6 protein-coding genes are annotated in these 4,769 nt (G+C 69.1%); all 6 read right to left on the bottom strand.

Going from position 1 to position 4,769, the window contains the following annotated elements; all coding sequences use genetic code 11:
* Positions 1 to 147: FAD-dependent oxidoreductase (locus JSV65_07265; GenBank protein ID UCH36719.1), on the bottom strand; the 147-nt coding region annotated here is incomplete at its 3' end.
* Positions 148 to 151: 4 nt separating this feature from the next.
* Complete coding sequence (locus JSV65_07260) at positions 152 to 769, bottom strand: hypothetical protein (GenBank protein UCH36144.1); 618 nt, start codon at positions 767 to 769, stop codon at positions 152 to 154.
* On the bottom strand, positions 766 to 1,353 hold the full coding sequence (locus JSV65_07255) for a biotin transporter BioY (GenBank protein UCH36143.1): 588 nt from the start codon (positions 1,351 to 1,353) through the stop codon (positions 766 to 768). The genes JSV65_07260 and JSV65_07255 overlap by 4 nt, the downstream gene beginning before the upstream one ends.
* Positions 1,354 to 1,414: 61 nt before the next feature.
* On the bottom strand, positions 1,415 to 1,972 hold the full coding sequence (locus JSV65_07250; GenBank protein UCH36142.1) for a DUF366 family protein: 558 nt from the start codon (positions 1,970 to 1,972) through the stop codon (positions 1,415 to 1,417).
* 150 nt (positions 1,973 to 2,122) lie between these two features.
* Positions 2,123 to 3,073, bottom strand: coding sequence for an NHL repeat-containing protein (locus tag JSV65_07245; GenBank protein ID UCH36141.1), 951 nt, complete (start codon positions 3,071 to 3,073; stop codon positions 2,123 to 2,125).
* Between the two features lie 30 nt (positions 3,074 to 3,103).
* Positions 3,104 to 4,642 (bottom strand): AAA family ATPase, encoded by a 1,539-nt coding sequence (locus tag JSV65_07240; protein UCH36718.1) that lies wholly within the window; start codon positions 4,640 to 4,642, stop codon positions 3,104 to 3,106.
* Positions 4,643 to 4,769 lie beyond the last annotated feature (127 nt).

Raw genomic sequence — 4,769 nt, 5'->3', positions numbered from 1 at the left:
GCACCCGCGGTTGAGGCACGTGCCGCCGAGGTCGGCGTGTTCCACCAGCGCGACCGACGCCCCGCGCTGGCGGGCGCGGATCGCTCCGGTATATGCGGCCACTCCTCCCCCGAGGAAGGCGAGGTCAACTGTCAGATCGTTCGCCATGCAGCTATCGTTCCTCCCCGACTTTCCCCTCGGCGCGGAGCTTCTTCAACTCCTTGATCGCGATGGGGTCGTTGGGGTGCTCTTTGAGGATTCGCATCCACTGGGCGGCGGCTTCCTGCGGCTTGCCCGCGCGGTTGAGGGCGTGGGCGTAGGTTCGCTTCATCGGAACCGGCGCGGGCAGTTCCGCCACTCGCTTCAGGTACGGCAGCGCCCCTTGCGGGTCGCGCTTGTGCAGCATGTAGTACTGCATCCCCAACTCGTGCAGCAGCTCGTAGCTGTCCGGGTTGCGCTCGATGCCCTGCTTGTAGAACTGCAGCGCCTGGTCATCGTCGCCGTTCTGTATTGCCACCCACGCGGCGACGCTGTACGCCTCGACGAACTGAGGATCGAGTTCGGCCACCATGCGGCAGATGTCGACTACCGGCTTGGTGTTGCCGGCGTGCCAGTACTCGTCCGTCTTCAGCCACAACGCGTCAATGACGGCGTCGCGCACCTCCAGGATCTGCTCCTCCGCGACCAGCTCGACCGGCCCCGGGGTCTGCTCGGGAGCACTCGAGGCCGGCAATGCGAACAGCACGAGGCCCGCCGCGACGACCGCGGCCAGCGTTCTGTACGTCGTCATGTCCTCTCTCCTACGACTCCACCCAGCAGCCGCCCGGCGCCGGCGGCCGCGACCGCCTTCACCGCGTCGAGCGCGACGAACGGCGCGACGCCCCAGGCGAACGCGGCCCTGAGCGGAGCCGCCTCGCTGCCCGCGAGCGCCCACACGGCCAGCCACGCCCACCCGCACAGCCATATCACCGCGGCGCCCGCGAGGGTGGCGACGCAGCGCCCGGCTCGTCGCGACGCCAGGACCTCCGTCAACCACCCGGTGACGTACGCAGCGGCGACGAACCCCACGAGGTACCCGCCGGTCGGTCCCAGCAGCGCCGCCGGGCCCGCGCCTCCGCCGGCGAATACCGGGAGCCCGCACAGGCCGGCGGCGAGGTACTGCGCCTGCGCCGCCGCGGCCCACTTGCGCCCGAGCGCGGCGCCGCACAGCAGGACGAAGAAGACCTGGAGCGTCACCGGCACCGGCCACAGCGGTATCGCGATGCGCGAGCCGATCGCCGTCAGGGCGGCGCCGAGCGCGCTCAGTATCAGGCAGCGCGCCAGGTGGCCGGCGCGGCTCTCGGCTTCACGTCGTGCAAGGATTCGCGCCAACATCTTACCTCACCGCGTGGATTGATGTGTGCGGGCGCGCCAGCGCGCGTCTCTACCGTTTCTTTCACTCGACGGGGCGCACCTTTTGTCGCGCGTCGTCAATGGATGCCATCTCGGCGGCGTAGGCGGCCATCACGTGCTCCGCCAACGACCGCGGGTCAACCCCCAGCTCGGTCAGGTCCGCAGCGGGCACCGGCGCACCCTCGGCGATGACGTTCAGCCCGAGGTGGATGAGGCCCGACGTCGGAGACGTCGTCGCGACGGATACCGAGAGCTTGCGCCGGCGGTGGAACAAGTCGTCGCCGTCGCGGCACACCTCCGCCGCGCTCGAGTGCTGGTTGATGCATTCGAGCGCGACGGCGACCAGCAGCCGCTGCCGCAGCGTCGCGCGGTGCAGATCGGGGTCGGCGTGTTCGACAATGAAATGGAGCATGCGCCGGCTGAATATCGTCGCGCCGGCGGCGCGGTCGGCGAGGTCAACCATGTGCTCGGGCGCGACGTCGCACGGGCCGATGAAGGCGGCGATAGCGTCGCCGTCGAGGCCGAACTCGCCGCGCAGCCAGCCGCTGCGCAGCTCGGCGCCGGTGTACGGAATCTCGCGCTCGGCGAAGTGCGTCTGCATGACTCCTGCTTTCCTGAATGGCTGCTCTCGCATCAGCGGGCCGGACGCTCCCGAGCAGGGAGGGGCCTCGGACTGCGCCCGTTGCAGTGCGAGCAAGGCTGAACACCACGAGAACTCGCGCAAGGCGATCTTTCACGCCGTCGCGGCGGCTCACGCGTAGGCGATCTTGAGCACGCGGTGATGCAGCGTGTCGGCGACGTACACGCTGCCGTTGAACGCGGCGATGCCGGTCGGCGCGGCGAGCCCTCCGACCTCCGGGGCGTCACCGGTGAACGTGACCAGGGCTGCGCCCGCGGCATCGAACACATGCAGGCGGTTGTTGCCCAACTCGACGACCCATATGCGCCCGTCGCCGTCCACCGCCAGGTCGCGGGGATCCATCATCTCGCCGGGTCCGGAGCCGTGCGCGCCGACCGCCATCGCCTGGCGCCCCGAGGGGTCGAGCTTGACGATGCGGTGGTTGAGCGTGTCGGCGATGTAGATGCATCCCGCGTCGTCAATCGCGACCCCCTGCGGCTTGCGCAGAGATACCGCGCCGATCTTCGACGCCCCGATGGAGAAGCGGTACAGCCCCTCGGCGGTGAACGACTGGACGCGGCTGTTGGCCGTATCGGCGACATAGAAATTGTGGAACTTGTCCACCGCGATGCCGGTTGGCGAGTCGAACTGACCCGGCGCCTTGCCCTTGCGGCCGAAGCAGAACAGGAGCCTGCCGCTGGCGCTGAACTTCTGCACGCGGTGGGCGCCCTGCTCGGCGACGTAGATCGCCAGCGTGCGGTCGACGGCGATCCCCTGCGGGCTGATGAACTGCCCGCGGCGCGGCCCGTGGCTGCCGAGGACAAACAGCTCGCCCTCGCGGCTGAGCCGCTGGATGCGGTGATTGTAGCTGTCGGCGATGTAAAGCGAGCCGAGGTGGTCGAGCGCGACGGCGCCCGGGCAGTTGAGTTCCCCCGGCTCGTGGCCGAAGCCGCCGAAGAACTGCTCGACCCGCAGTCGCAGCTCGGCCCGGCGCGGCGCGTAGGCGGCGACCGGCGCGACCGCCTTCACTTGCCGGCGCGGCCGGCCGTCGATCTCCAGGAAGTCGAAACGATCTCTGCTCATGACGGTGGCGACTGCTGGCGGCGGCGGCTCCTACCCCCGCCCGCCGAGCTGGGCGCTCGAGGCCGGGCGGGTGCGCAGCTGCGCCCACTCGCGCAATTCGTCTATGTCCTCGCTCATCGTCACCGACAGCGGCACGGTCTCCTGGATGCTCGCGATGAGATCCTCGGTGGTCACTTCGCCGCCGCGGTCGAACGCGCGGTACAGCGCGGAGATGACGACCTGCTCGATCTCCGCGCCGCTGAATCCGTCCGCCGCCTGCGCCAGCCGCGCCAGGTCGTACTGCCGCGCGTCGCGCCCGCGCCGCTTGAGGTGAATCGCGAAGATCTCGCGCCGCTCGCCGTCGGTCGGCAAGTCAACGAAGAAAATGTCGTCGAACCGCCCCTTGCGCATCAGCTCGGGCGGGAGCTGCGAGATGTCGTTCGCCGTCGCCACCACGAACACGGGCGCGGTCTTCTCCTGCATCCACGTCACCAGCGTGCCGAACACGCGCGAGGTGGTGCCCGCGTCGGAGGCGCTCGACGACTGGGTACCCGCGAGGCCTTTCTCGATCTCATCCAGCCACAGCACCGTCGGGCTCAGTGCCTCGGCGATCTTGATGGCCTTGCGGATGTTCTCCTCGGAGGAGCCGACGTAAGAGGCGAAGATGCGCCCGACATCGAGGCGCAGCAGCGGCAACTGCCACAGCGAGGCGACGGATTTGGCGGTGAGCGATTTGCCGCACCCCTGCACGCCGAGCAGCAGCAGCCCCCGCGGCTCGGGCAGGCCGAAGGTGCGGGCTTTCTCGCTGAACGCCTTGCCGCGCCCGCGCAGCCACTGCTTGAGTAAGTCGAGACCGCCCACATCGGCGATGCTCGCCGTGGTGTGGAAGTACTCGAGCAGCCCCGACTTGCGGATGAGCTGCTCCTTCTCGGCGATGATCAGGTCGACATCGAAGTGGCGGCGCTTGACGATGCACTTGGCGAAAACGTTCTCCGCTTCCGCGAGCGTCATGCCGGCCGTGGCCTTGACGATCTGCTCGCGCTCCGCGGGGGTCAGCGCCAGCGTCTCCCCGGCGCGGCTCAGGCTGTCGAGCGCCTGATCGAGCAGGCCGCTGAGTTCCTCGGGCTGGGGCAGCGAGTAGTCAATGACGGTGACGTCTTTCTCCAGCTCGTCCGGCAGCTGCAGCACCGGCGAGAGCAGGACGACCGTGACATATGACGTGCGCAGCCGTTCGGTGAGATCGCGCAGCTTGCGGATGACGGCGGACGAGCGCTGGCACACATTGGGGCTGAAGAACGGATGGAGATCGCGGAGCACGAACACCGAGGGCTCGGTGGTGGTGCGGATGATCTCGAGGACGCGCAGCGGGTCGCGGCTCGCCTCATCCGGCGGGCGGGGATCGGCCTCAGCGGAAGCCGACTGCAGGCCGGTGGTTTCGCTCCAGACCCAGAAGCGCTTGTTCTGCCCGGCGATCAACTCGCGCAGCGCCGCCGTGACCCGGGCTTCCTCCCACGAGATGACGTAGAGAATCGGATAGCGGGCGCGGATGAGGACGTCTATCTGCTTGGCGTTGGAGTCTATCACGTGAATGCTCGCCTGCCCATGCGTCGCGGCGCACCGCCGCCGCGCATATCATACCCCACCGCGTTGGGCCTTTGCAAGGATGCGCGCGTCCCGCCTGCGGCGGGCGGCACGGAGAACGACCTGCCGCCACAGG

The organism is Armatimonadota bacterium (assembly GCA_020354555.1).
GTDB lineage: Bacteria > Armatimonadota > Hebobacteria.
This window is presented reverse-complemented; position numbering and strand designations above follow the sequence as displayed.